The sequence below is a fragment of the Streptomyces sp. NBC_00078 genome (assembly GCF_026343335.1).
Lineage (GTDB): Bacteria > Actinomycetota > Actinomycetes > Streptomycetales > Streptomycetaceae > Streptomyces.
Window position 1 is genome coordinate 2,971,609 of record NZ_JAPELX010000001.1, and the last position, 24,316, is coordinate 2,995,924.

19 protein-coding genes and 2 tRNA genes are annotated in these 24,316 nt (G+C 70.2%); 3 read left to right on the forward strand and 18 right to left on the reverse strand.

Features of this window, described 5'->3' with window-relative positions; translation table 11 throughout:
• Positions 1-3: 3 nt before the first annotated feature.
• Both OOK07_RS13860 and lepA read right to left on the reverse strand, forming a co-directional pair.
• Positions 4-1,878: an AMP-dependent synthetase/ligase gene (locus OOK07_RS13860; RefSeq protein ID WP_266796710.1), complete on the reverse strand. Its 1,875-nt coding sequence runs from the start codon at positions 1,876-1,878 to the stop codon at positions 4-6.
• A gap of 263 nt (positions 1,879-2,141) precedes the next feature.
• Positions 2,142-4,010: a translation elongation factor 4 gene (gene lepA, locus OOK07_RS13865; RefSeq protein ID WP_266796711.1), complete on the reverse strand. Its 1,869-nt coding sequence runs from the start codon at positions 4,008-4,010 to the stop codon at positions 2,142-2,144.
• A 219-nt stretch (positions 4,011-4,229) separates the two neighbouring features.
• Between lepA and rpsT the strand changes: the two genes are divergently transcribed.
• Entirely contained in the window at positions 4,230-4,496 is a 267-nt protein-coding gene (rpsT, locus tag OOK07_RS13870; RefSeq protein ID WP_266514164.1) for a 30S ribosomal protein S20, read from the forward strand.
• A 555-nt stretch (positions 4,497-5,051) separates the two neighbouring features.
• On the opposite strand, the gene holA is transcribed toward rpsT, so the two are convergent.
• From holA to leuS, 9 genes are all read right to left on the reverse strand, one after another.
• Positions 5,052-6,038, reverse strand: coding sequence for a DNA polymerase III subunit delta (holA, locus tag OOK07_RS13875; RefSeq protein ID WP_266796713.1), 987 nt, complete (start codon positions 6,036-6,038; stop codon positions 5,052-5,054).
• 48 nt (positions 6,039-6,086) lie between these two features.
• Positions 6,087-6,314 carry a hypothetical protein gene (locus OOK07_RS13880; protein ID WP_266683506.1) on the reverse strand — a complete coding sequence of 76 codons (228 nt, stop codon included), beginning with the start codon at positions 6,312-6,314 and terminating at the stop codon, positions 6,087-6,089.
• Between the two features lie 57 nt (positions 6,315-6,371).
• Positions 6,372-7,253: a YceI family protein gene (locus OOK07_RS13885; protein WP_266680255.1), complete on the reverse strand. Its 882-nt coding sequence runs from the start codon at positions 7,251-7,253 to the stop codon at positions 6,372-6,374.
• 126 nt (positions 7,254-7,379) lie between these two features.
• Positions 7,380-8,183, reverse strand: coding sequence for an arylamine N-acetyltransferase family protein (locus tag OOK07_RS13890; RefSeq protein WP_266796716.1), 804 nt, complete (start codon positions 8,181-8,183; stop codon positions 7,380-7,382).
• A gap of 4 nt (positions 8,184-8,187) precedes the next feature.
• The gene (locus tag OOK07_RS13895; protein WP_266796718.1) at positions 8,188-10,755 is read right to left on the reverse strand and encodes a ComEC/Rec2 family competence protein; all 2,568 of its coding nucleotides are present in this window, start codon (positions 10,753-10,755) and stop codon (positions 8,188-8,190) included.
• A complete protein-coding gene (locus OOK07_RS13900) occupies positions 10,752-11,783 on the reverse strand; it encodes a ComEA family DNA-binding protein (RefSeq protein WP_266680261.1) in 1,032 nt (343 codons plus the stop codon). The genes OOK07_RS13895 and OOK07_RS13900 overlap by 4 nt, the downstream gene beginning before the upstream one ends.
• 184 nt (positions 11,784-11,967) lie before the next feature.
• Positions 11,968-12,804, reverse strand: a complete 837-nt coding sequence (locus OOK07_RS13905; RefSeq protein WP_266796719.1) for a DegV family protein — start codon at positions 12,802-12,804, stop codon at positions 11,968-11,970.
• A gap of 72 nt (positions 12,805-12,876) precedes the next feature.
• Positions 12,877-13,611 carry a hypothetical protein gene (locus OOK07_RS13910; RefSeq protein WP_266796734.1) on the reverse strand — a complete coding sequence of 245 codons (735 nt, stop codon included), beginning with the start codon at positions 13,609-13,611 and terminating at the stop codon, positions 12,877-12,879.
• A 156-nt stretch (positions 13,612-13,767) separates the two neighbouring features.
• Entirely contained in the window at positions 13,768-16,638 is a 2,871-nt protein-coding gene (leuS, locus tag OOK07_RS13915) for a leucine--tRNA ligase (protein WP_266796736.1), read from the reverse strand.
• A 413-nt stretch (positions 16,639-17,051) separates the two neighbouring features.
• Here leuS and OOK07_RS13920 point away from each other — a divergent pair, with 413 nt between their 5' ends.
• Together OOK07_RS13920 and OOK07_RS13925 are read left to right on the forward strand one after the other, a co-directional pair.
• Positions 17,052-18,401 carry a cytochrome b/b6 domain-containing protein gene (locus tag OOK07_RS13920; RefSeq protein ID WP_266796737.1) on the forward strand — a complete coding sequence of 450 codons (1,350 nt, stop codon included), beginning with the start codon at positions 17,052-17,054 and terminating at the stop codon, positions 18,399-18,401.
• On the forward strand, positions 18,398-20,011 hold the full coding sequence (locus OOK07_RS13925; protein WP_266680271.1) for an NADH-quinone oxidoreductase subunit NuoF family protein: 1,614 nt from the start codon (positions 18,398-18,400) through the stop codon (positions 20,009-20,011). Before OOK07_RS13920 ends, OOK07_RS13925 begins: the two co-directional genes overlap by 4 nt.
• 111 nt (positions 20,012-20,122) lie before the next feature.
• Here OOK07_RS13925 and OOK07_RS13930 read toward each other — a convergent pair.
• The 7 genes from OOK07_RS13930 to OOK07_RS13965 all read right to left on the reverse strand — a co-directional run bounded on the left by OOK07_RS13930 (position 20,123) and on the right by OOK07_RS13965 (position 24,303).
• Positions 20,123-20,195, reverse strand: a tRNA-Ala gene (locus OOK07_RS13930).
• 129 nt (positions 20,196-20,324) lie between these two features.
• Entirely contained in the window at positions 20,325-20,558 is a 234-nt protein-coding gene (locus OOK07_RS13935; protein WP_003976229.1) for a hypothetical protein, read from the reverse strand.
• Between the two features lie 3 nt (positions 20,559-20,561).
• Positions 20,562-20,735, reverse strand: coding sequence for a hypothetical protein (locus OOK07_RS13940; RefSeq protein ID WP_107057459.1), 174 nt, complete (start codon positions 20,733-20,735; stop codon positions 20,562-20,564).
• Between the two features lie 399 nt (positions 20,736-21,134).
• Positions 21,135-21,207: transfer RNA gene (locus OOK07_RS13950), tRNA-Ala, on the reverse strand.
• Positions 21,208-21,342: 135 nt separating this feature from the next.
• Positions 21,343-22,014, reverse strand: a complete 672-nt coding sequence (locus OOK07_RS13955) for a histidine phosphatase family protein (RefSeq protein ID WP_266680273.1) — start codon at positions 22,012-22,014, stop codon at positions 21,343-21,345.
• On the reverse strand, positions 22,014-22,457 hold the full coding sequence (gene rsfS, locus OOK07_RS13960) for a ribosome silencing factor (protein WP_266514207.1): 444 nt from the start codon (positions 22,455-22,457) through the stop codon (positions 22,014-22,016). Before rsfS ends, OOK07_RS13955 begins: the two co-directional genes overlap by 1 nt.
• Positions 22,458-22,581: 124 nt before the next feature.
• Positions 22,582-24,303 carry an LCP family protein gene (locus OOK07_RS13965; RefSeq protein WP_266796742.1) on the reverse strand — a complete coding sequence of 574 codons (1,722 nt, stop codon included), beginning with the start codon at positions 24,301-24,303 and terminating at the stop codon, positions 22,582-22,584.
• Positions 24,304-24,316: the final 13 nt, after the last annotated feature.

The window sequence follows — 24,316 nt, forward strand, 5'->3', positions numbered from 1 at the left end:
TGGCTACGCCTCCCGGGCCCCGGCGTACATCTCGTCGATCAGGTGCTTGTACTCCCGCTCGACCACCGGCCGCTTCAGCTTCAGGCTCGGCGTGATCTCGCCGTGCTCCACGTCGAGGTCGCGCGGCAGCAGCCGGAACTTCTTGACGGTCTGCCAGCGCTGCAGGCCCTGGTTGAGTTCCTTGACGTACCCCTCGATGAGGGCGAGCGTCGCGGGATCGGCAACGACCTGCGCGTACGACTTGCCCGCCAGCCCGTTCTCCTTGGCCCAGTCGAGGATGGAAGGCTCGTCCAGCGCGATCAGCGCCGTGCAGAAGTTCCGGTCGGCGCCGTGCACCAGGATGTTGGAGACGTACGGGCAGACCGCCTTGAACTGCCCCTCGACCTCGGCCGGCGCGATGTACTTGCCGCCGGACGTCTTGATGAGGTCCTTCTTGCGGTCGGTGATGCGCAGGTATCCGTCCGGGGACAGCTCACCGATGTCGCCGGTGTGGAACCAGCCGTCCGACTCCAGCACCTCGACGGTCTTCTCGGGCAGCCCGTGGTAGCCCTCCATGATTCCGGGACCGCGCAGCAGGATCTCGCCGTCGTCCGCGATGCGCACCTCCGTGCCGGGCAGCGGCTTGCCGACCGTGCCGGTGCGGTAGGCCTCGCCGGGGTTCACGAAGGAGGCCGCCGAGGACTCCGTGAGGCCGTAGCCCTCAAGGATGTGGATGCCGGCGCCGGCGAAGAAGTAGCCGATCTCCGGCGCGAGCGCGGCCGAACCGGACACGCAGGCCCGCAGATTGCCGCCGAACGCCTCGCGGATCTTGGCGAAGACCAGCGCGTCGGCGACCTTGTGCTTGGCGCCCAGCCCGAACGGGACCGACGCCGTGCCGGTGCGCCGGAAGTTGTCCTGCGAGACCTTGGCGTAATCGCGGGCGACCTCCGCGGCCCACTGGAAGATCTTGTACTTGGCGCCGCCGCCGGCCTTCGCCTTGGCCGCGACCCCGTTGTAGACCTTCTCGAAGATGCGCGGGACGGCCGCCATGTACGTCGGCTGCACGATCGGCAGATTCTCGATGATCTTGTCCACGCGGCCGTCGACGGCGGTGACGTGACCGACCTCGATCTGGCCCGAGGTGAGCACCTTGCCGAAGACGTGCGCGAGCGGCAGCCACAGGTACTGCACGTCCTCGGCGCTGATCAGGCCGGTCGCGGAGATCGCCTTCGCCATGTACGACCAGTTGTCGTGCGGCAGGCGCACGCCCTTGGGGCGGCCGGTGGTGCCGGAGGTGTAGATGAGGGTGGCGAGCTGGTCCTTGGTGATCGCCCCGACCCGCTCCTTGATCAGGTCGGGGTCCTTCTCCAGGCGAGCGGCGCCCCGGGCCTCCAGCTCGGCGAGAGTGAGGACCCAGTCGCTCGTCTCGACACCGGCCGAGTCGATCACGACCACGTGTGTGAGGGCGGGCAGCTCAGCGCGCTTCTCCACCACCTTGGCGAGCTGGGCCGCGTCTTCCGCGACCAGCACGAGGCTTTCGGAGTCGGAGAGGATGAACGCCGACTCGTCGGAGTTGGTCTGCGGGTAGATCGTGGTCGTGGCGGCCCCGGCGCACATGATGCCGAGGTCGGCGAGGACCCACTCGACCCGGGTGGCGGAGGCGAGCGCGACGCGCTGCTCGGACTGCACACCCAGTTCGATCAGGCCGGCGGCGATCGAGTAGACCCGCTCCGCGGTCTGCGCCCAGCTCATCGCCTTCCAGTCGTCGGGGCCCGCACCGGAGGCGGAGGCCACCGGATAGCGGTAGGCCTCCGCGTCCGGTGTGGCCGCAACGCGCTCCAGGAAGAGGGTCGCCACGCTCGGCGGACGGTTCTCGATCAGTGTCTGTGTGTCGCTCACGACATCCTCCGGGGCCCGCGGCAGCGCGGCTGGCTCAAGTGCGGCGGTATTGACTGCGTGTATTCACTCGCGAGCCTTGTTTAACTCGCGAGTAACTATCGAGCAGAGATCAGGGTAGAGCCCGACCGCCCGGTTCGTAAGGGGCGGCGGCCTGTCACTTCGTACAGAGAGCGACGCTACGCACGCGTAGGGGCCCGTCGCGCTTTCGTACGACGAGCCCCTGTTGTGTCCGGTTTGGTGCCGCAACCCGTTGTTACCCCGGGTTACTTCTTGCCCTTGCCCGACCCCGCACTGTCATCGCTGGAGAGCACGGCGATGAACGCCTCCTGGGGAACCTCCACGGAACCCACCATCTTCATTCGCTTCTTGCCCTCCTTCTGCTTCTCCAGGAGCTTGCGCTTACGGGAGATGTCGCCGCCGTAGCACTTGGCGAGGACGTCCTTGCGGATGGCGCGGATGGTCTCGCGGGCGATCACCCGGGAGCCGATGGCGGCCTGGATGGGCACCTCGAAGGCCTGCCGCGGGATGAGCTCGCGCAGCTTGGCGACCAGCCGCACACCGTAGGAGTAGGCCGCGTCCTTGTGCGTGATCGCGGAGAACGCGTCGACCTTGTCGCCGTGCAGCAGGATGTCGACCTTGACCAGGCTGGAGGTCTGCTCACCGGTGGGCTCGTAGTCCAGCGACGCGTAACCGCGCGTCTTCGACTTCAGCTGGTCGAAGAAGTCGAAGACGATCTCCGCGAGCGGGAGCGTGTAGCGGATCTCGACCCGGTCCTCGGACAGGTAGTCCATGCCGAGGAGAGTCCCGCGCCGGGTCTGGCACAGCTCCATGATCGACCCGATGAACTCCGACGGCGCGAGGATCGTGGCGCGCACGACCGGCTCGTACACATCGTTGATCTTGCCCTCGGGGAACTCGCTGGGGTTGGTGACCGTGTGCTCGGTCAGGTCCTCCATGATCACGCGGTAGACCACGTTCGGCGCGGTCGCGATCAGGTCGAGCCCGAACTCGCGCTCCAGCCGCTCACGGATGACGTCCAGGTGCAGCAGGCCGAGGAAGCCGACCCGGAAGCCGAAGCCCAGCGCCGCCGAGGTCTCCGGCTCGTACACCAGCGCCGCGTCGTTGAGCTGCAGCTTGTCGAGCGCGTCGCGCAGTTCGGGGTAGTCCGAGCCGTCCAGCGGATACAGCCCGGAGAAGACCATGGGCTTGGGGTCCTTGTATCCCCCGAGAGCCTCGGTCGCGCCCTTGTGCAGGCTGGTGATCGTGTCACCGACCTTGGACTGGCGGACGTCCTTCACACCGGTGATGAGGTAGCCCACCTCACCGACGCCGAGTCCGTCGGCGCCGAGCATCTCGGGCGAGTTCGTCCCGATCTCCAGCAGCTCGTGTGTGGCGTTGGTGGACATCATCCGGATGCGCTCGCGCTTGTTGAGCTGCCCGTCGATGACCCGGACGTACGTCACGACGCCGCGGTAGGAGTCGTAGACCGAGTCGAAGATCATCGCGCGGGCGGGAGCGTCCGCGACGCCGACCGGAGCCGGGACCTCCTTGACCACCTTGTCGAGCAGCGCGTCGACGCCGATACCGGTCTTGGCGGACACCCGCAGCACATCGTCCGGGTCGCAGCCGACGAGGTTCGCGAGTTCTTCCGCGAACTTCTCGGGCTGTGCGGCCGGCAGGTCGATCTTGTTCAGTACGGGGATGATCGTGAGGTCGTTCTCCATCGCCAGGTAGAGGTTGGCGAGGGTCTGGGCCTCGATGCCCTGGGCGGCGTCGACGAGGAGTACGGTCCCCTCGCAGGCGGCGAGCGACCGCGAGACCTCGTACGTGAAGTCGACGTGCCCCGGGGTGTCGATCATGTTGAGGATGTGCGTGTCGGTCTTGTCATGGGTCGGGGCCCACGGCAAACGCACCGCCTGGGACTTGATCGTGATGCCGCGCTCGCGCTCGATGTCCATCCGGTCGAGGTACTGAGCACGCATCTGCCGCTGCTCGACGACGCCGGTCAGCTGGAGCATCCGGTCGGCGAGCGTGGACTTGCCGTGGTCGATGTGCGCGATGATGCAGAAATTGCGGATCAGAGCCGGGTCGGTACGGCTCGGCTCGGGCACATTGTTAGGGGTCGCGGGCACGCAGGGTCCTGTCTCTTGAGGCGCCTTATGCCTCGGGTCGGATCTATACGTAGGCTCCATGGTCCCACGGGCGGGGACCGGGAACCGTTTTGGGCCATGGGCCGAGCCACTGGTAGCCTGGGTGGCTGTGCCTCCTGCCCTCTCAGCACGAGGCACACTCCGGAAAATCACCGGTACGGGTCCTTGCGGCCCCGGACCAGAACCTGAAAAGGCTCATCAGTGGCGAACATCAAGTCCCAGATCAAGCGGATCAAGACCAACGAGAAGGCCCGGCTGCGCAACAAGGCCGTCAAGTCCTCCCTGAAGACCGCGATCCGCAAGGCCCGCGAGGCCGCTGCCGCGGGTGACGTCGAGAAGGCCACCGAGCACGAGCGCGCTGCCGCGCGTCTGCTCGACAAGGCCGTCTCCAAGGGCGTCATCCACAAGAACCAGGCCGCCAACAAGAAGTCGGCGCTTGCTTCCAAGGTCGCTTCCCTCCAGGGCTGAATCTCTTACTGATCTGACCGGTCCTACGGGACCGAACCGCCGGAAGGACCCAGAGCGGGCCCTCTCTCATCCGCTCCCGACCGGCCCCCAGCGCCTGTACGCGGCCTGCGTTCGCCACGCGGGTACGGGCTCGACATTGTGAACCGAAGGCCCCGCTTCCCGCCCTTCCCCAGGGCGGAAGCGGGGCCTTCGCACCTCTTGCGGTCGTGGCGAGGGGGAGGGCCGCGCCCCCATAGAGCGGGCCGCGCCCCAATCAGCCCGTCCGGCGATTGAGGACAAGGCCGTCCAGGCCGATGCGGGGGTCTGGGGGCGGCAGCCCCCGGGCGGAGCGGCAGCGGCAGCGGCAGCGGCAGCGGCAGCGGCAGCGGCAGCGGCAGCGGCAGCGGCAGCGGCAGCGGCAGCGGCAGCGGCAGCGGCAGCGGCAGCGGCAGCGGCAGCGGCAGCGGCAGCGGCAGGGTCCCTGGGAATGGGACGGGTAAGGGCGGCGGGGCGAGAGACACACGGCGCCGACACCGACACCGGCACAGGCCCCGCAACACCCGCCCCCACCGACACTTACCGCCCTCGCGACCGCGCCGCCCGCGCAATGGTCACGACGGCCTTCTCCAACGCGTACTCGGGATCATCCCCGCCGCCCTTCACCCCCGCGTCGGCCTCGGCAACCGCCTGCAACGCCTCAGCAACCCCATCCGGCGTCCACCCCCGCATCTGCTGCCGCACCCGGTCGATCTTCCACGGCGGCATCCCCAACTCCCGCGCCAGATCGGCCGGCCGTCCCCCTCGCGCGGACGACAGCTTCCCGATCGCCCGCACCCCCTGCGCCAGCGCACTGGTGATCAACACCGGCGCCACCCCGGTGGCCAGCGACCACCTGAGCGCCTCCAGTGCCTCGGCCGCCCGCCCTTCCACGGCCCGGTCGGCAACCGTGAAACTCGACGCCTCGGCCCGCCCGGTGTAGTACCGCCCGACAACGGCCTCGTCGATGGTCCCTTCCACATCCGCGACCAACTGGGAAACGGCCGACGCCAGCTCCCGCAGATCACTCCCGATCGCGTCGACGAGCGCCTGACAGGCCTCGGGCGTGGCAGATCTCCCGACCGCCCTGAACTCCCCCCGGACGAAGGCCAGCCGATCCGCCGGCTTGGTCATCTTCGGGCAGGCCACCTCCCGCGCACCCGCCTTGCGCGCGGCGTCGAGAAGCGCCTTGCCCTTCGCTCCGCCCGCATGCACCAGCACGAGGGTGATCTCCTCGGCGGGCGCCCCGAGATACGCCTTCACGTCCTTGACGGTGTCGGCCGAAAGATCCTGCGCATTGCGTACGACCACGACCTTCCGCTCCGCGAAGAGCGACGGACTGGTCAACTCGGCGAGCGTGCCGGGCTGCAGCTGCTCCGGGTTCAGGTCACGTACGTCCGTGTCGGGGTCGGCGGCCCTGGCGGCGGCCACCACCTCCCGCACGGCACGGTCGAGCAGGAGGTCCTCCTGGCCCACGGCAAGCGTCACCGGGGCGAGAAGGTCGTCATCAGCAGTCTTCCTGGCCATCGCGACAAGCATCGCACGCACCACTGACAACGGGCTCCCGCCGCATGCTCACGGCTCCTCCCGCCACCCGTCCCACGCCCCCACGAACTCGTCCAGCTCCCCCGGATCCAGCCGCCGGTCCTCGTCCCGCAGCACGAGCAGCCACTGCGCGTCCTCCGCGTCGTCCTCACCGGCCAGCGCGTCCCTTACGAGCCGCGGTTGTTCGGACAGCCCGAACCGCTCCCCGAGCGCCTCGGCCACCTCCTCCGCGGCATCACGGTCCGGCAGCACCAGCACATGTCTCACATCGCTCACGGCAGCCATTGTCCGGCACCCGCGTCAGGCACCCGCAGGTCACCCCTTGCGCACGATCTGCACATCGAGGTCGATCCGGATGCTCGGCCCCACGACCGCGATCCCCCGCGCCAGCATCGTCTGCCAGCTGACCGTGAAGTCGTCCCGGTGCAGCTCCGTCGTGGCCCGGCAGGCCGCCCGCACCTCGCCCTCCATACCGTTGCCGAGCCCGAGGTACTCCGTGTCGAGCGTGACCGTACGGGTCACTCCGTGCAGTGACAGCGCCCCGGTGACCGCCCACCGGTTCCCGCCCTTGTGCACGAACCGCTCACTGTAGAACTCCAGCGTCGGAAAGCGCGCCACGTCCAGGAAGTCGCCGGAGCGCAGATGGTCGTCCCGCATCCTGACGTTCGTGTCGATGCTCGCCGCGTCGATCACCACATGCATCGCCGACTGCTCCATCGGATCCGCGATCCGTACAGCGCCCGCGAAGGAGTTGAACCGGCCGTGGATCCGCGCCAGCCCGATGTGCCGCGCGGTGAACCCGATCGAGGAGTGCGCGGGCTCGATCTCCCAGTCGCCCGCCGCGGGCAGCTCCGGGGGTCGCGCGACCTGAAGCGTCACGTCGCCCAGCGAGGCGAGCGCGTTCTCCCCGACGGTCGCGCTGGCCCGGTACGGCGTGTATCCCTCGGCCGACACGGCGAGCCGGTACTCCCCCGCGGGCACCGTCGTCACGAACGACCCGAAGGGATCCGTCTCCCCGCCCACCACCTTGCGCCCCATGGAGTCGCTGACGGCGAACTCCGCATGCGTCACCGGTGCGTGGACCGGATCCAGCACCCGGCAGCTCAGCACTCCGGCCGTCGGCGGGGTCTGCACCGCCGCCAGGGGACTCGTCCGTTGCTCTCTGTTCGCTCGGTTTACCAACCAGCGGCCGAACATCCACGCCACCCCTGTGCGCCTCGACGTCATACGTTACCGAAGACGCATTCGATCACCGTTGTGGCTTTCGAGGCAACACGGGCCGCCTACGCACGAGTAGCAACGACTGGTCCCTTGTGAACCCAATCAGTCGCGCCTGCGGGGATTTCGCACGGTCGGCACTGAGCCGAGTTCGATCCCGAACCGCTCCCGGTACACCCCGAGCACCTCCTCGTCCGTGCCCAACTCCCGCTCCTCGTGCGCCCCGTCCGGGCCCGTCACCTTGAAGGTGCGCCCGCTGAGCGTGATCCTCCCCCCGTCCTCCGTCACCCTTGAACACACCAGCGACTGCACGAAGTGCGACACGGGCGAGGTGCTGTGCCACCACGCCCCGGCCACGAAGTCGCCCAGCTCACGCGGCCGCATCTCCAGCCGGTACTGCGGCCTTCCGTTCACGACGACGTCCAGGTCCGGCCCCGCCTCGACGATCCGGAACCTCCCGCCCGGATCCTTCTGCTCACCCCTCTCCCCGAAGGCCAGCGGCCAGTGACTGTGCGCCCCGAAGCCGACGTCCGCCAGCCACTCACCCGCATCCACCGTCCGCACCCGCAGCGCGAGATGGTCGTACGGGATCCCGAGCCGCCCCTCGTCCCCGTGCACCCGGGCGGCGAGCAGGGTGACCTCGAAACCCAGCGTGGCGAGCAGGGCCCCGAACGCCCCGTTGAGTTCGTAGCAGAACCCGCCCCGCCGCGCCCCCACCACCTTCTCCAGCAGCCGCTTCTCCTCCAGCACGATCTCCTCGCCGAGGTGGACCGACAGGTTCTCGAACGGCACGGCCTGCAGGTGGCGCAGATGCAGATCGCGCAGGACCTCGATGGCGGGGAGGGTGGGCCAGTGGGCGGGCTCGATTCCGAGACGGCGAAGGTAGGCGTCGGCCTGTGAGCTGTGCATGCCCTCAGTCTCGCGCCACCTGCAACTCCGTGCCCGTCCCCGTCTCCCTCCCCGTGACCGCCAGCGCCCCGTCCCGGTCCGTCCGTAGCACCACCGCGCCCTCGGCCCGCAACGCCGCGACCGTGCTGGGGGCCGGGTGCCCGTAAGGGTTGTCCTTCCCGCAGCTGATGAGCGCGATCCGCGGGGCCACCCTGCGTATCAGCTCCGGGTCCTGGTAGGCCGAACCGTGATGGGCGACCTTGAGGACGTCCACGCCACCGAGCAGCGCCCCTTGCGGCGACGTCAACAGCGCCTGCTGGGCCGGGGGTTCGAGATCCCCGAGCAGCAGGAGCCGCAGCCCTGCCGACCTGACGAGCAGGGCGACGCTGGCGTCGTTCGGCCCGTCAGGATCGGGTGCCGGGCTCGGCGGGGGCCACAGCACCTGCCAGGACAGCGAACCGGTGCGCCGCTGCTCGCCGGCCACGGCCCGGGTCACCGGGATGCGCCGTGCCGCCGCCTGCTTCCGCACGAACTCCATCTGGTCCGCCGGCTCGTCGAAGCCCGTCGTCTCGATCGCGCCCACCGAACGCCCGCGCAGCACGCCGGGCAGCCCGGCCACATGGTCCGCGTGGAAGTGGGTCAGCACGATCAGCGGGATCCTGGTGATGCCGAGCGTGCTCAGACAGTGGTCGACGAGCCTCGGATCGGGCCCGGCGTCGACCACCACACCGGTGCCGTCCCCCGCCGCGAGCACGGTCGCGTCACCCTGTCCCACGTCACACATCGCGAATCTCCATCCCGGTGGCGGCCACCCAGTGATCACCCTGGTCAACGGCGGCGGCTGCACGACGAGGAGCACGAACAGCACCCCGCAGGCGGCACACACCCAGGGATGTCTCAACAACCGCCGTCCGGTCAGCAGGACGGCCACCGTGACCAGAGCGAGCAGCCCCGCTCCGCTCCAGTCGCCCGGCCAGTCCACTCCCGCGCCGGGCAGGGCGGCCCCGGTCCTGGCGATGTCCGCGATCCAGTCCGCGGGCCAACTCGCGCACCAGGCCAGCGCCTTGGCCACCGGCATCAGCACCGGCGCGGTCGCCAGGGCCGCGAAACCGAGCACCGTGGCCGGCGCCACCGCGATCTCCGCGAGCAGATTGCACGGCACCGCCACCAGGCTCACTCTCGCCGACAGCACAGCGACGACCGGCGCGCACAGAGCCTGCGCCGCGGCCGCGGCAGCCAGCCCCTCGGCCAACCTCGGCGGGACCCGGCGCCTCCGCAGCGCCTCGCTCCAGCGCGGAGCAAGCGTGAGGAGGGCTGCGGTGGCCAGCACGGAGAGCAGGAAGCCGTAACTCCGGGCCAGCCAGGGGTCGTACAGCACGAGCAGCAGTACCGCCGTCGCCAGCGCCGGGACGAGCGACCTGCGGCGTCCGGTCGCCAGGGCCAGCAGCACGACGGCGCCGCAGGCCGCGGCACGCAGCACACTCGGATCCGGTCGGCACACGACCACGAAGCCGAGTGTGAGCGCTCCCCCGAGCAGCGCGGTCATCCGCAGCGGGATGCCGAGCCGGGGCGCGAGCCCACGGCGCTCCACCAGTTGTGCCATGCCCGGCGGTCCGATGAGCAGGGCGAGAATGATCGTGAGGTTGCTCCCGGACACGGCGAGCGTGTGCGCGAGGTCCGTGGCCTTGAAGGCCTCGTCCAGCTCCGGAGTGATCCGCGAGGTGTCCCCGACGACCAGCCCGGGCAGCAGCGCCCGCGCGTCGGCCGGCAGTCCGTCGGTCGCCTCGCGCAGCCCGGCCCGCAACCGCCCGGCGAACCGCTGGACGCCCGAGGGTCCTTCCGTCACCTCCGGCACGGCCTGTCCCCGCACGCGCAGCACCCCGGCGATACGGTCCCCGCCGACCGCCGCGGGCGCCGACCGCGCCATGACCCGCAGCCGCGTGGAGGGCAACAACTCGAGCCAGGGGGACCGTGATGGCCCCTCAGCGGGGACCTTCGTACGGGCGCTGCCCGCCCCCATGTCGACGATGACCAACACTGGTGCCCGGGTCGCCACCGCCGTCCCGTCCGCTTTCTCGACCCGCCGTACCTCCCCCTCCATCAGCACGGAGGCGGGAGCGGCATGATCCCCTCTGATCCGGGGCCTGGTGAGCCGAGGGTCGGAGGTGATCTCGACTTCGGCGGTCACGGTGGCGTACTGCCGGGCAAGGCGGGGCACGGGCCCGCGCCGCAGGTCGGCTCCGTGCAGCCCGGCGGAGACGGCGGCAGCGGCGACGCAGAGCAGCAGGGCAGCGACCGAGGCCCGCGGCCATGCACCCGGCGTGCGCGTCGGCGTCGGCGATCCGGCTTGTCCTCCCCGTCGTCGTACCGCCAGCAGGACCACCGCGGCGGTCAGGCAGAGGACCGCGACACCCGTGACCCATCCGGACGTCGCGTCCAGCATCAACGCCGCCGTCGCCCAAGCCGCGAGTGCGGGCGGTACGAGGCGTAGGTCCGTCGGTCCTTCCTGTCTGGGGTGGGCGGTTCCGAGCCGTCCTCCTGAGGCTGCGTGGACGGTGGCGCGCCGGGGTGGGGGCGCTGGTGTGCGCCTCATGGCCGTACGAGATTTCGGAGGTCGGCGAAGCGGCGGTCGCCGATGCCGTTGACCTCGCGCAGCTCGTTCACGGAGCGGAAGCCGCCGTGCTGTGTGCGGTAGTCGATGATGTGCTGGGCGAGCACGGGGCCGACGCCCGGCAGGGTGTCGAGCTGGTCCACGGTGGCGGTGTTGAGCGCGACCGGAGCGGCGGGAGCAGCGCCCGCCGCCGGGCCGGCCGGGCCGCCGGCAGCCGCACCGGCCGCCCCGGGTGCCGGGACGGCGGGACCGCCGACGATCACCTGCTCTCCGTCCACAAGGAAGCGGGCCCGGTTCAGGCCGTCCGTGCTGGTGCCGGGGCGCAGGCCGCCGGCCGCATGCAGCGCGTCGACGACACGCGACCCTGCGGGCAGGCGGTGGATCCCGGGGTCGCGGACCTTGCCGCTGACGTCCACGACGATCTCGCCCCCGGCGGTGCCAGCGGCGCTCGGTGCCCCGGCCGAAGCCTCCCGCTCCTGCGCCCCGATCACCTTCCGCTCACCGAACGGAGCCGCTGCCCGCACCACTTCGGGCGCCCGCACGGACTGCGTCCGCCCGACCCAGAAGTGCTGAACCGCGAAGACGGCGGCTACGACGAGCAGCGCCCCGAGCGCGAACACGCTGCGCCGCTCCAGCCCGCACCTCGCCTGCAGCCACAACGGCATCCGCTCCCGCAGAGCGAGCCCGGCCCGGGCTCGCCAGGCCTCCCCTGCCGGGGAAGCGTCCTGGCCCTCAACCGCTTCTCTCACCGGAGTCGCTGAAAGTGGACCGTGCTCGTCGTCCTCCTCCCCAGGCAGCACCGGCGGCCCCATCCTCAACTCCCGCCGATCACCCGCGCGTTCGGGGAAGAGTGCCTCCGCGCGCCGACGGGCTTCCTCCGCCGACGCATGCCTGTGCCGGGCACGGCTCCTCAGCGGCAGTGAGCGATGGCGGATCCGGCCGTCGGAGGCGGGTCCGCGCCCTGGGCCGCTGGAGACGGTCGCTGTACGTGAACGTGATCGAAGTGCCATGCGACGAGCATCGGACAGCCCACCGATCTCGCGATGATCTTGCTCAATTCCCGGGGATTACCGGCCAGTTGTGGATAACTTCGTCACCCACGCGAGCGGACCGACCCTCAGAAGACAGCACACAAGAGAAGACAGCAGACAGCAAGCAGCACGCGACAGACCGCACGCGGCGACTGCACCGCCGTCACCGTGGCGAGACCACAGTCCCCAGCAACCCGGGCCCCGTATGCGCCCCGATCACGGCCCCCACCTCACTCACATGCAGGTCCACCACCCCGGTCACCCGCGCCCGCAACCGGTCCGCGAGCGCCGATGCCCGCTCGGGGGCGGCGAGATGGTGGACGGCGATGTCGACCTGTGCGCTGCCGGCGCGCTCGGCCACGATCTCCTCAAGGCGGGCGATGGCCTTCGACGCCGTGCGGACCTTCTCCAGGAGTTCGATACGGCCGCCGTCCAGCTGCAGCAGCGGTTTCACGGCGAGCGCGGAGCCCAGCAGTGCCTGCGCGGCGCCGATCCGGCCGCCGCGGCGCAGATATTCGAGAGTGTCGACGTAGAAGTAGGCCGATGTGCCGGAGGCCCGCTTCTCGGCGGCCGTGACGGCCTCGTCCACCGTGCCGCCTGCCTCCGCCGCGGCCAGCGCGCAGAAGCCGAGCGCCATAGCGACCATGCCGGTGTCCACCACCCGCACCGGCACCGGCGCCTCGCGGGCCGCGAGGACCGCCGCGTCGTAGGTGCCCGAGAGCTCCGCGGAGAGATGCAGGGAGACGATGCCGGTCGCGCCGGACTCGGCGACCTTGCGATAGGTCTGGGCGAAGAGCTCGGGGCTGGGGCGCGAGGTGGTGACGGGGCGCCGCTTCTGGAGTGCCTGGGCCAGGGAACGGGTCGAGATCTCGGTGCCCTCGTCCAGCGCCTGGTCGCCGAGGACCACGGTCAGCGGCACCGATGTGATGCCGTGGCGCTCCATCGTCCGCGGCGGCAGGTAGGCCGTTGAATCGGTGACGATCGCGACATGGCGGGACATGAGCTGGAGGTTACCTGCCGTAGCGCCCGGGCGGCAGCCCGGCCCCTCTCACCTGGTCTGCCCTTGACCCGATCAAGTAGTGCTCTCGGGGCGGGGCTTCTTCTGCCAGGGGTAGGACGGGCGCCGCACCGGCGGGGTGATGGCGGTCCGCGTCGGCTCCTCGGCCGTGCGCGACCGCGGCGCTTCCGGCCAGGTCTGCCGGGATGCCTCACCGTCGGCGGCCGGGGCATCGGGCCACGGCCGCGGGGCCGACGCGGGCTCCTCCGTCGTCCAGTGCCGCAGGGCACCCGCCTCGACGTCTATCTGCGCACTCAGCGAGTCCAGGTCGTCTTCGGCGAAGCGGCGGGCACGGTCGCGGGCGGCCCAGCGCAGTGAGTCGGCCGCCTGAGCGATGCGCTCGGTGCGCTCCCGCAGGTCGGGCAGCCGCTCGGCGAGGGTGGTCCGGTCCGGCTCGGCCTCCAGCCGCTTGAGCTCGCCGTCCAGTTCGTGCCCGTGCGCGCTGAGGCGCTCGAAGAGGCCCAGGGACTCCTTGAGGGACGCGTCCTCGGCCGCGCCCGCGTGCAGCGCGTCCTGGGTCGCGCGCATCGATGTGCGCAGCTTCAGCCGCAGTTGGGCCAGCTCGCCCGCCGCTCCCGGCTGGACGAAGGACTTGGCCCGCAGGGTGTGGTCCTCGACCGTGCGGCGGGCCTGGGTGATCGTGCGGTCCACACCTCGCTTGGTGGCGCCGACCACCTTCACCGTGGCATAGGCGCCTAGTACCAGGAAAAGCACGAAGAGCAGGGCGAACACTGCGATCACTGCTTCCACCGCTCCTCCTCCGGCCGGTCGCGACCCATGCGGCGTCGCTCTTCCACGGTAAACGAGACGGGCAGGCCCGGAGTTCCAGACGAACCCCGAACCTGCCCGTAGGGGACTACCCCGAGGCGCTCACGCCCGGGCCGTCGACGCTCAGGCCGCCGACGCCTAGGCCGGAACGATGTTCACCAGCTTCGGCGCCCGCACGATGACCTTCCGGATGCCCGCGCCGTCCAGCGCCGCGACGACCTTCTCGTCGGCCAGCGCGGCCTTCTCCAGTTCCTCCTCGGAGATGGACGGCGAGACCTCCAGCCGCGCCTTGACCTTGCCCTTGATCTGCACCACGCAGGTCACGCTCTCGTCGACGACGTACGCCGGGTCGGCGACCGGGAAGTCCTGGTGGACGACCGAGTCGCTGTGGCCCAGCCTGCTCCACAGCTCCTCGGCGACGTGCGGGGCCAGCGGCGCGACCAGCAGCACCAGCGGCTCGGCGACGGAGCGCGGCACCGCGCCGCCCGCCTTGGTCAGGGCGTTGTTCAGCTCCGTCACCTTGGCGATGGCGGTGTTGAAGCGCAGGCCCTCCAGGTCCTGGCGCACACCGTCGATCGCCTTGTGCAGGGCGCGCAGCGTCTCGTCGTCGGGCTCGGCGTCGGAGACGGTGACCTCGCCGGTGGCCTCGTCGACGATGTTGCGCCACAGCCGCTGCAGCAGCCGGAACTGGCCGACCACCGCGCGCGTGTCCCACGGCCGCGACACGTCCAGCGGGCCCATCGCCATCTCGTACAGGCGCAGCGTGTCGGCGCCGTACTCGGCGGCGATCTCGTCCGGAGTGACCGCGTTCTTCAGGGACTTGCCCATCTTGCCCAGCAGCCGGGAGACCTTCTCGTCCTGGTAGTAGTACGCGCTGTCGCGCTCCTCCACCTCGGCGGCCGGTACCGCGATGCCGCGGCTGTCGCGGTAGACGTAGGCCTGGATCATGCCCTGGTTGAACAGCTTGTGGAACGGCTCCGCGGAGGAGACGTGCCCCAGGTCGAACAGGACCTTGGACCAGAAGCGCGCGTACAGCAGGTGCAGCACGGCGTGCTCGGCGCCGCCGACGTACAGGTCGACACCGCCGTGCGGCTGGCCCTCGCGCGGGCCCATCCAGTACTGCTCGATCTCCGGGTCGACCAGCTTCTCGCTGTTGTGCGGGTCCAGGTAGCGCAGCTCGTACCAGCAGGAACCGGCCCAGTTGGGCATGGTGTTGGTCTCACGGCGGTACCGCTTCGGGCCGTCGCCCAGGTCCAGCGTGACGTTGACCCAGTCCTCGTTGCGGGACAGCGGCGTCTCGGGGGACGTGTCGGCGTCGTCCGGGTCGAAGGTGCGCGGCGAGTAGTCCTCGACCTCCGGCAGCTCCAGCGGCAGCATCGACTCGGGCAGCGAGTGGGCGACGCCGTCCTCGTCGTAGACGATCGGGAAGGGCTCGCCCCAGTAGCGCTGGCGGCTGAACAGCCAGTCACGCAGGCGGAAGTTGACGGTGCCCTCGCCCAGGCCCTTGCGCGCCAGCCACTCGGTGATGCGCGCCTTGGCCTCGGCGACGTCCAGGCCGTCCAGGGAGACGTCTCCGTTGGCCGAGTTGATGATCTTCGCGTCGTACGACGCGAAGGCGTTCTCCCACGTCGACGTGTCGGTGCCGCGGCCGTCCGTCGGCTCGACGATGCAGTTGACCGGCAGTTCGAAGGCGCGCGCGAACTCGAAGTCGCGCTGGTCGCCGCAGGGTACGGCCATGATCGCGCCGGTGCCGTAGCCCATCAGGACGTAGTCGGCGATGAAGACGGGCAGCCGGTCGCCGTTTGCCGGGTTGGTCGCGTACGCGCCGATGAAGACGCCCGTCTTGTCCTTGGCCTCGGCCTGCCGCTCGACGTCGGACTTCGAGGCGGCCTGCGCACGGTAGGCGGCGACGGCCTCGCCCGGGGTGGCGTGACCGCCGGTCCACACGTCATGCGTGCCCTCCGGCCAGGCGGCCGGGGTGAACTTCTCGACCAGCGGGTGCTCGGGCGCCAGCACCATGTAGCTCGCGCCGAACAGGGTGTCGGGGCGCGTGGTGAAGACCGTGATGCGCTCGCCGTCGATCGGGAAGTCGACGCGGGCGCCCTCGGAGCGGCCGATCCAGTTGCGCTGCTGCAGTTTGATGGCCTCGGGCCAGTCCAGCGCGTCCAGGTCGTCCAGCAGCCGGTCGGCGTACGCGGTGATCCGCATGTTCCACTGGCGCAGTTTGGCCTTGAAGACCGGGAAGTTGCCGCGCTCGGAGCGGCCGTCGGCGGTGACCTCCTCGTTGGCCAGCACGGTGCCCAGGCCGGGGCACCAGTTGACCGGCGCGTCGGAGGCGTACGCCAGGCGGAACTCGCTCAGGACGTCGGCACGCTCCATGGCGTCCAGTTCGTGCCACGCGCGCGCGTGGCCCGGTACGGCGCGCTCACCGGTCTCGAACCGGGCGATCAGCTCGGAGATCGGGCGGGCCTTGCCGGCCTCGTCGTCGTACCAGGAGTTGAAGATCTGCAGGAAGATCCACTGGGTCCACTTGTAGTAGTCCGGGTCGATCGTGGCGAACGACCGGCGCCTGTCGTGGCCCAGGCCCAGCCTGCGCAGCTGGGACTTCATGTTCGCGATGTTGGCCTCGGTGGACACGCGCGGGTGCGTGCCGGTCTGCACGGCGTACTGCTCGGCGGGCAGGCCGAAGGCGTCGAAGCCCAGGGTGTGCAGGACGTTGTGGCCCGTCATGCGCTGGAAGCGCGCGAAGACGTCGGTGGCGATGTAGCCCAGAGGGTGACCGACGTGCAGGCCCGCGCCGGAGGGGTACGGGAACATGTCCATGATGAACTTCTTGGGGCGGGCGACGACCTCGGGGTCGCCGGCCAGGTCACCCTTGGGGTTCGGCGCGGCGTAGGTGCCCTCGGTGTCCCAGAAGTCCTGCCAGCGTGCCTCGATCTCGGCCGCCACGGCGGCCGTGTAGCGGTGCGGCGCGGCCACCTCGGCGGCAGCGGGGTTCGTCTCGCTCATGATCCTTAAGCTCCATCGATCGTCTCTGCCTGCGGCTTCGTCGTCGAGAAACGAAAAATCCCCTCACACAGGAGGGGACGCCGCGCCGATGCCGACCTGCCGGTTCCGGCGGTCGGGACTGATCAGCGCGGCTCGCTAAGCAGAAGGCGTACGGCACGCATGCGGTTAGGGTACCGCAGCGCTTGAGCACGATGCGACGCGCTTGCGTATGGCTCCTTGGCATCGGTCATCACCCGACAAAAACTGAACCAAGGTCAAAGGTTACTTCGCGTAACAACCAACACCGGGACATCGCAACTAGCGCACGGTCCTTTTATAACAACGCAATAACTCAAACCTCGTACCGATCGGTATGGAGACACTTAGAGTTCGGCAGCGGGACCGCCTTCCCGAACTGCTTCGGAGTTGCCCCCATGAACGCTCGTCGTAGTAACACCTCGCTCCCCAAACCGGGCCGGTCGGCCTACGGGGTGGCGTCGGCTGTCGTACTGCTGCTGATACCCGTCGTCGTGATGCTCGGAGGCGACTGGCTGCAGCAGTTCCTGAACTTCGGTGCAGGCGTCCTGTCGCTCGTCTGTCTCACCTGCTCGGTGATCTGGGGCCTGGTTGCCCAGGACCGGCTCGTCCTCAACATCCGCCAGCGCATCGTCGCGCAGGGCATCCACCGGGTGACCGCCGTCGCCTCGATCGCGTTCCTGTTCATCCACATCGGGGTCAAGCTCGCGCTGGACCACGCCGACTGGGTCGCGGCCCTGCTCCCCTTCGGCTGGCTCTTCTCGGGCACCGGCGGCGCGAACCCGGGCAGCGCCACCCTCATCGGCATGGGCTCCCTGGCCGCGTACCTCATGATCTTCGTCGGCATCACCGGCGCGCTCCGCAACCAGTTCGCCTCCCCGGCGCCGGTCGCGGCGCGCTGGCGTGCCATGCACATGCTGGCCTACCCGGCCTGGTGCGCGGCGCTGCTCCACGGCCTGTTCGCGGGACGGCCGGCGAAGACGTTCTTCATGGTGTCGTACGAGCTGTGCGTGGTCGCGGTGGCCGCGGCCCTCGCGCTGCGTGCGGCCCCGCGCCCGTTCAAGCGCAGGGTCGCCGACCGCCTCGCCATGCTTCTGGGCAATGAGCCGGGGTCGAGCCGCGCCGAGGAGCTCGAAGCGAGCCGCGCGCGCGTCGCCGAGGGCTCCTCCGCACTGCCCGGCTACGAGAGCAGGCGGGCGCCGAGGCAGTCGGTCACCGACACGGGAAGCATCCCGACGGCGGCACCCCCGTACGACGCTCCGGCCTCGCGCACGATGTCCCCGGAGCCCTCGAACGGCTTCGCGGCCGCCTACCGCGCCGTCACTCCCCAGCAGCGCGGACAGCAACCCTATGCGGCCGACCAGACCGCGCGCATGGACATGCCCCTGAACATGCAGGCCACGGAGGCGATCCCGCGCATGGACGGCGGCGGCAGCACCTCGGGGAGCTGGCCGGTCCCCTTGCCTCCTCCGGTCGGCGAGGCGCCCCCATCGGCGTACGACCCGATGCAGGACACCGGATACAACATCCCGGCCTACGACAATTCGGGCACCGCTGCCTATCGCAACAGTGATGTGTACGACACCGGTGAGACGAACACCGGCTACGGCACGTACAACCAGAGCGACACGTACGACCAGAACGGCACGTACAACAGCGGTCCCGCCAACGAACCATCGCCCGGCGCCTCGTACGACGCACCGGGTTCGGGCGAACCTTGGAACACGCCCTCCGGAGGCTATAGGTGAACGAGGCCCTGCCCGACGTCCCGGAAGTCCGCGTGGTCGGCCTTCCGCAACTGACGTCTGGCTTCGACCTTGTCGAAAGACTCGATCTGTCCATGCACCTCAAGGTGCACGGGCCGCTCGAACCCCTGGGCGGCGAGCAGCTCGCCAAGCTCGCCGAGAACATCAACCTGAAGGGCCGCGGCGGCGCGGGCTTCCCCTTCCACAAGAAGCTGCGCTCCGTCGCCGAAACGGCGATCAAGCGCGGTGTACGGCCGGTCGTCGTGGTCAACGGCAGCGAGGACGAACCGGCCTGCCGCAAGGACACGGTGCTGATCAACCGTGCCCCGCACCTCATCCTGGACGGCGCGCTGCTGGTCGCGGAGGCCCTGGGTGCCCGCACGCTCGTGGTGGGGGTGACCCGTGAGTCGACGCAGCGCTCGATGGAGGCCGCGCTCGCCGAGCGCGGCCTGAGCAACGGACGCCGCTCGGCACTGAAGGCCTGGGTCCAGCGCAACCCGGTCCGCATGGTCACCGGCGCCGCCGCGTCGCTGATCCGCTCCATCGACGGCGGCCCGGCGATCCCGCCCGGCCGCAAGGTCAGCGCATCCCAGAACGGCGTGGGCGGCGCACCCACCCTGCTGTCGAACGCCGAGACCTTCGCCCAACTGGCGATCGCCGCCCGCATCGGCCCGGAGCGCTACGGCAACACCGGTCTGTACGACGAGCCGGGCACCGTCATGCTGACGGTCTCCGGCGCGGTCGCGCGCCCCATGGTGATCGAGGTCCCCACCGGCGTCCCGCTGCGCTACGTCCTCCAGCTCGCCGGCGCCCCGCCGGTTCCGCAGGGTGTGCTGACCGGCGGCTACCACGGCAAATGGATCGACGCGGCGACGGTCAACGAGGCGATCGTCTCCCGCAACTCCCTGGACGCGGTGGGCGGTTCGCTGGGCGCAGGAGCGATCCTGCCGATCACTCAGGAGACCTGCCCGCTGGGCGAGTCGCTGCGCGTGGCGCAGTGGCTGGCGGAGGAGAGCGCGGGCCAGTGCGGTCCCTGCTACCTCGGTCTGCCGGCCGCCGCGCGCGGCATGGCGGACATCCTGGGCGGCGGCGGCCCGGCGGCCCTGGAGGCGCTCAAGCAGGTCGCCAAGAACGTGAAGCGGCGCGGCGCCTGCTCGCACCCGGACGGCTCCGCGATGTTCCTGGAGTCGACCATCAAGGCGTTCACCGACGACCTCGCCGCGCACGTCCTCGGGAACGGCTGCGGACGGCCCGTGGAGGGTGTTCTGCCGCTCTTCGAGGGCGGCCAGCTGCCCGCGGGCATCCCGGGCGGCGGAGAGCCGGGGGAGAACGGCCCCAGCCGCCAGAAGATCTACGTGGACTGGACCCTGTGCCGCGGCCACGGCCTGTGCGCCGACATCCTCCCCGAGGTGTTCGAACTCGGCGCCGACGGCTTCCCGACCGTCGCCCAGGCCCAGGTGCCGCGGTACGCGGAGGCCAAGGCCCTGCGCGCGGTGCGCCGCTGCCCGGCACTCGCCCTGCGCATCGAGGAGGAGACAGCGCGCGACCGGGCGCCGTCCCGCAACCTGCCGGTCCTCTCCCAGGGCCGCGGCCGGCGCGCACTGGGCCGCTGAGCCCGAACGAAAACGGCGGGCCACCCTTTCGGGGTGGCCCGCCGTCATGCCGCAGCGCTCACAGATGTGAAAGGCGGGCCATCCATCGGATGACCCGCCTTCCAAATCCTGTGGAGCTAAGGAGAATTGAACTCCTGACCTCCTGCATGCCATGCAGGCGCTCTACCAACTGAGCTATAGCCCCTTGCGTCACGCGGCGAAGCCGGATATTGACGCTGTCCGGCGGGTTTCCCCGGCGGCGACGCCAACATTACACGGTCGACCGGGTGGAACACCAAATCGTTTCCGTCGGCCCAGGACAGGGCCGACGAGGTCATGCCGTGACGAACGAATAGAACCGCTTCAGTGTGCAGTGCTCCTCGAGGAGACGGCCGTAGATCGGCTCGCCCTCCAGTTCCCGGTACGTCTCGATCGGGTCGCCCTTTATGATCAGCGCCCGCGCGCATTCCTCGCACCAGTACTGGTAGTCGGGGTTGACCGGCTCCATGTCCCGGACGATGGGCGTACCACTGCCGCACCAATCGCACTTTCGCCTGTGTGCACCCATCGATCAGCTCCAGCTGTGGCCGCAGGCCGTGCACACGTAGGAGATTCCGCCGTTGTCACCGAGCACTTGGGCTACATGGACGGAACCACAGGAAGGGCAGCTCAGACGGGTGACCGTGTCCCGTGTCGACGCCGCTTCGAGGAGGTGGCCGACCTCCTCGAGGATGCTCGCAGGCATCACTGCTCCCTCCCGTCGGGCCGCGCTCCCTTCCGGCCGTTTGATTCTGCCACGGCCGGAGCAATACGGTCAGCGACGCCTCAGTACCAGTCCGGACACGGCACCCTCCACGGCCGTCCCGACCGGGGCGAACGTGCCCGCCGAAAGCGCCTCCGCTGAGATATACGCCGCCGGGCCCCAAGTGACTCAAGACGCTTGCGGAACAGTGTGCCGAACACGGCGACCCCGGTCAGCCGCCCGGACTGCGCGACCGAGGCGAGCAGGCCAAGTCGGCCCCAGGGGCTTGGAGTTCGGTGCCGGTGGTGGCTCCCACGCGGCTGAGGTGCCGTACGACACACACCCGCGGTGGTCTGCGACAACGAAAGATCCCGCCCCCCTGAGGGGACGGGATCCGATCTGTGGAGCTAAGGAGAATTGAACTCCTGACCTCCTGCATGCCATGCAGGCGCTCTACCAACTGAGCTATAGCCCCTTGTCCTTCTGTCACGCGGTGGAGCCGCATGATGTTTCGCCCCGCTCGGCGGGGCGAACAAGAAGAACTTTAGCCTGCGACCTGCCGGAAAGTGAAATCCGGGTCAGGGGCCCGGCCCGACGGCCGGTCCGGCGTTCAGTCGTCGTCGCCGAGCACCGGCTCCGGCAGAGTGCCGGCGTTGTGCTCCAGCAGGCGCCAGCCGCGCGCGCCCTCGCCGAGGACGGACCAGCAGCAGTTGGAGAGACCACCGAGGCTCTCCCAGTGGCGGGCCTCCAGGCCCAGGAGGCGTCCGATGGTGGTGCGGATCGTCCCGCCGTGGCTGACCACCACGAGGGTGCCGTCGTCGGGGAGCTTCTCGGCGTGCCGCAGCACGACGGGAGCGGCACGCTCGGCCACCTCGGTCTCCAGCTCGCCGCCGCCGCGGCGGACCGGCTCACCGCGCTTCCACGCGGCGTACTCCTCGCCGTGGCGCGCGATGATCTCGTCGTGCGTCAGCCCCTGCCAGACGCCCGCGTAGGTCTCGCGCAGCGCCTCGTCGTGGGCGACCTCAAGGCCGGTGAGCGCGGCCAGCTCGGCCGCGGTGTTCGCGGCCCGCTGGAGGTCGGAGGCGACGATCGCGTCGGGCTTGAGGGAGACGAGCAGCCGGGCGGCGCGGCGGGCCTGGGCCACGCCTTCCTCGGTGAGCTTCACGTCCGTGCTGCCCTGGAAGCGGCGCTCCACGTTCCAGGAGGTCTGGCCGTGCCGCCACAGGATGACGCGGCGCCCGCGGCCGGAACGGCCCGCGGACACCTCACCGGTAGCGCTCATCACCACTCACCGCCCAGGTCGGCCGCCTCCTCGGCAGCCCGCAGCTTGGCGTGCTCCTCGGCCTTGCCCCGGGTGGCCTTCGCGTCGGCGGGCAGCTCCAGCTCGGGGCAGTCCTTCCACAGCCGCTCCAGGGCGTAGAAGACACGCTCCTCGCTGTGCTGGACATGGACGACGATGTCGACGTAGTCGAGCAGGACCCAGCGGGCCTCGCGGTCGCCCTCGCGGCGCACCGGCTTGGCGCCGAGCTCCTTCTGGAGCCGCTCCTCGATCTCGTCGACGATCGACTTGACCTGGCGGTCGTTGGGCGCGGAGGCCAGCAGGAAGGCGTCCGTGATCGACAGGACGTCGCTGACGTCGTAGGCGATGATGTCGTGCGCGAGCTTGTCGGCGGCCGCCTGAGCGGCGGTGTTGATGAGCTCGGTGGAGCGGTCAGTCGCGGTCACTACATGGCTTTCGGTCGGCGGTCACTTGGCATCAAGGGTCTCACGGACCGCCGGGAGCACCCCACGCGTTTGAGGGATCACGTGGGGCGGCCCCGCTTCTGCCGCTTTCTCCCGGGCCTGCGGGCTAGGACGACGACGGCTTGTAGTCCTGGCCGAGGGTCACCGAGACGTCCGCGTTCGAGGTGGTCGCGCCCTTGGTGACGGAGCCGGCGGGCAGGCCCAGGGTCTTGGCGACCTCGGTGGCGTTCTCCTTGTCGGCGGCGTCGGTGTAGACGACCTCGGAGGTGGCCGACGTGGGGGCGGTGCCGCCTCCCAGGAAGGTGAAGCCGCCGTTGAGGAGTACGACGCGGGCCTTCTCGGTGTTGTCCTTGGCCCCGCTGCCGTTCTGGACGGAGACCCGCACGGCGGAGCCCTGGTCGGGGCTCTTGGCGGTGCCGCCGAGGATGTTCTTGACCACACTGGCGCCGGCCTGCGCGCTCAGCGTGCCGTCGTTCTGCACGGGCAGGAGCGCGGTCTTGTAGTCGCCGCCCTTGGCGAGATCGGCGAGCTTGGCGAGGAAGGTGCCGAGGTCCTTGTCGGTGAGTGAGGGGTCCAGGATCTGCGCCAGGGTCTGCACGGTGGTCGTCGCCCCCGTCGGATCGGAGGACAGCTTGCGCAGCACGCCCTGCATGACCTGGCCGAACCGCTCCAGCTGGGCGTTCTGGGCCTCGCCGGAGGCGCGGTAGGTGGCGTAGGCGACGGCCGTCTTGCCGCTGAGGGTCTGGCCCTTGCCCTTGTGCACCAGCGGCGCGCTGCCCTTCTTGGCGTCCGGGTCCGGTACGTCGGCGTTGGTGTCGACGTCGATGTTGCCCACGAGGTCGACGAGGTTCTGCAGGTAAGGGGTGTCCAGCCGCCAGGTGCCCTCGATGTCGGTGCCGAGGACCGTGTCGAGGGCGTCGCGGGTGCCCGAGGAGCCGTCGTCGTCGACCGACTTGGCGAGGGTGGTCGTGGTGCCGTCGTCGTCGGTCAGAGAGAGGGAGTTGGGCAGCAGCACGGTGGTGGCCTGCTTGGTGGTGGTGTTGTCGACGAGCAGCGCCGTGGAGGTGCCGCCCTTCTTGGTGTTGTGCAGGTGCACGACGATCACGTCGCGGTTCTGGGCGCCCGCGGCGGTCGCCGTACCGGTCCTGGAGCCGGACGACGACGACTGGCCCGGCAGCTTCCCGGCGTACCAGAGGTAGCCCACCGAGCCGACCGCGACCAGGGCCAGGACCACGACGAGGGCGACGAGGCGGCTGCGGGCGCGGCGCTTGGCCTCCTCGCGTCGCTCGGTGCGGTTCTCGGTGAAGTTCAACCAGTCGATGACGTCTTCGGAGTCCCTGTCGGGATCCTCGACGAAGGCGAACTGCTCGGTGTGGTAGTCCCGTTCGGGCCGGGCGGCGGTCCGGGGGTCGTCCTGTGCCGGCTCCGACGGGCCGGCCTGCTGCGGGATGTAGGCGGTCTGCTCGGCGACACGGGGCTGCTGACCGCCGGCCGCGGCCCGCCCGTAGGGGTCGTACGGCGCTCCGGGAGCAGCGCCCTGGGCCGTCCCCCCGGTGCCATGGGCGTCGTAGGAGGGCACGGGAGGCTGCTGGCCGGTGCCGTAGGGGTCGTACTGCTGCGGCAGGACCGGCTGCTGCCGGCCGGTCGCGTACGGGTCGTATCCGTAGCCCTGCTGCTGGGCGTACGGGTCGTACTGCTGCGGGGGAGCCTGCCGCGGCTGGGCCTGCCGGTAGATGGGCCGGCCGTACTCGTCGTAGCCGACGAGCTCGTACGGCTCCTCCTGCTCCTCATGGTCGCCGCCGTAGCCCGCGTCGTATCGGTCGTTCACCGGTGCCCCTCTC

Coding starts and splice junctions, on each gene's coding strand:
- OOK07_RS13900 (WP_266680261.1), bottom strand. CDS start 11,783: ATGGCACTTCGATCACGTTCACGTACAGCGACCGTCTCCAGCGGCCCA.
- OOK07_RS13940 (WP_107057459.1), bottom strand. CDS start 20,735: ATGCCTGCGAGCATCCTCGAGGAGGTCGGCCACCTCCTCGAAGCGGCG.
- OOK07_RS13905 (WP_266796719.1), bottom strand. CDS start 12,804: ATGTCCCGCCATGTCGCGATCGTCACCGATTCAACGGCCTACCTGCCG.
- OOK07_RS13920 (WP_266796737.1), top strand. CDS start 17,052: ATGAACGCTCGTCGTAGTAACACCTCGCTCCCCAAACCGGGCCGGTCG.
- holA (WP_266796713.1), bottom strand. CDS start 6,038: ATGGCCAGGAAGACTGCTGATGACGACCTTCTCGCCCCGGTGACGCTT.
- OOK07_RS13895 (WP_266796718.1), bottom strand. CDS start 10,755: ATGAGGCGCACACCAGCGCCCCCACCCCGGCGCGCCACCGTCCACGCA.
- OOK07_RS13935 (WP_003976229.1), bottom strand. CDS start 20,558: ATGGGTGCACACAGGCGAAAGTGCGATTGGTGCGGCAGTGGTACGCCC.
- OOK07_RS13890 (WP_266796716.1), bottom strand. CDS start 8,183: ATGCACAGCTCACAGGCCGACGCCTACCTTCGCCGTCTCGGAATCGAG.
- leuS (WP_266796736.1), bottom strand. CDS start 16,638: ATGAGCGAGACGAACCCCGCTGCCGCCGAGGTGGCCGCGCCGCACCGC.
- OOK07_RS13885 (WP_266680255.1), bottom strand. CDS start 7,253: ATGTTCGGCCGCTGGTTGGTAAACCGAGCGAACAGAGAGCAACGGACG.
- OOK07_RS13955 (WP_266680273.1), bottom strand. CDS start 22,014: ATGAGCGCTACCGGTGAGGTGTCCGCGGGCCGTTCCGGCCGCGGGCGC.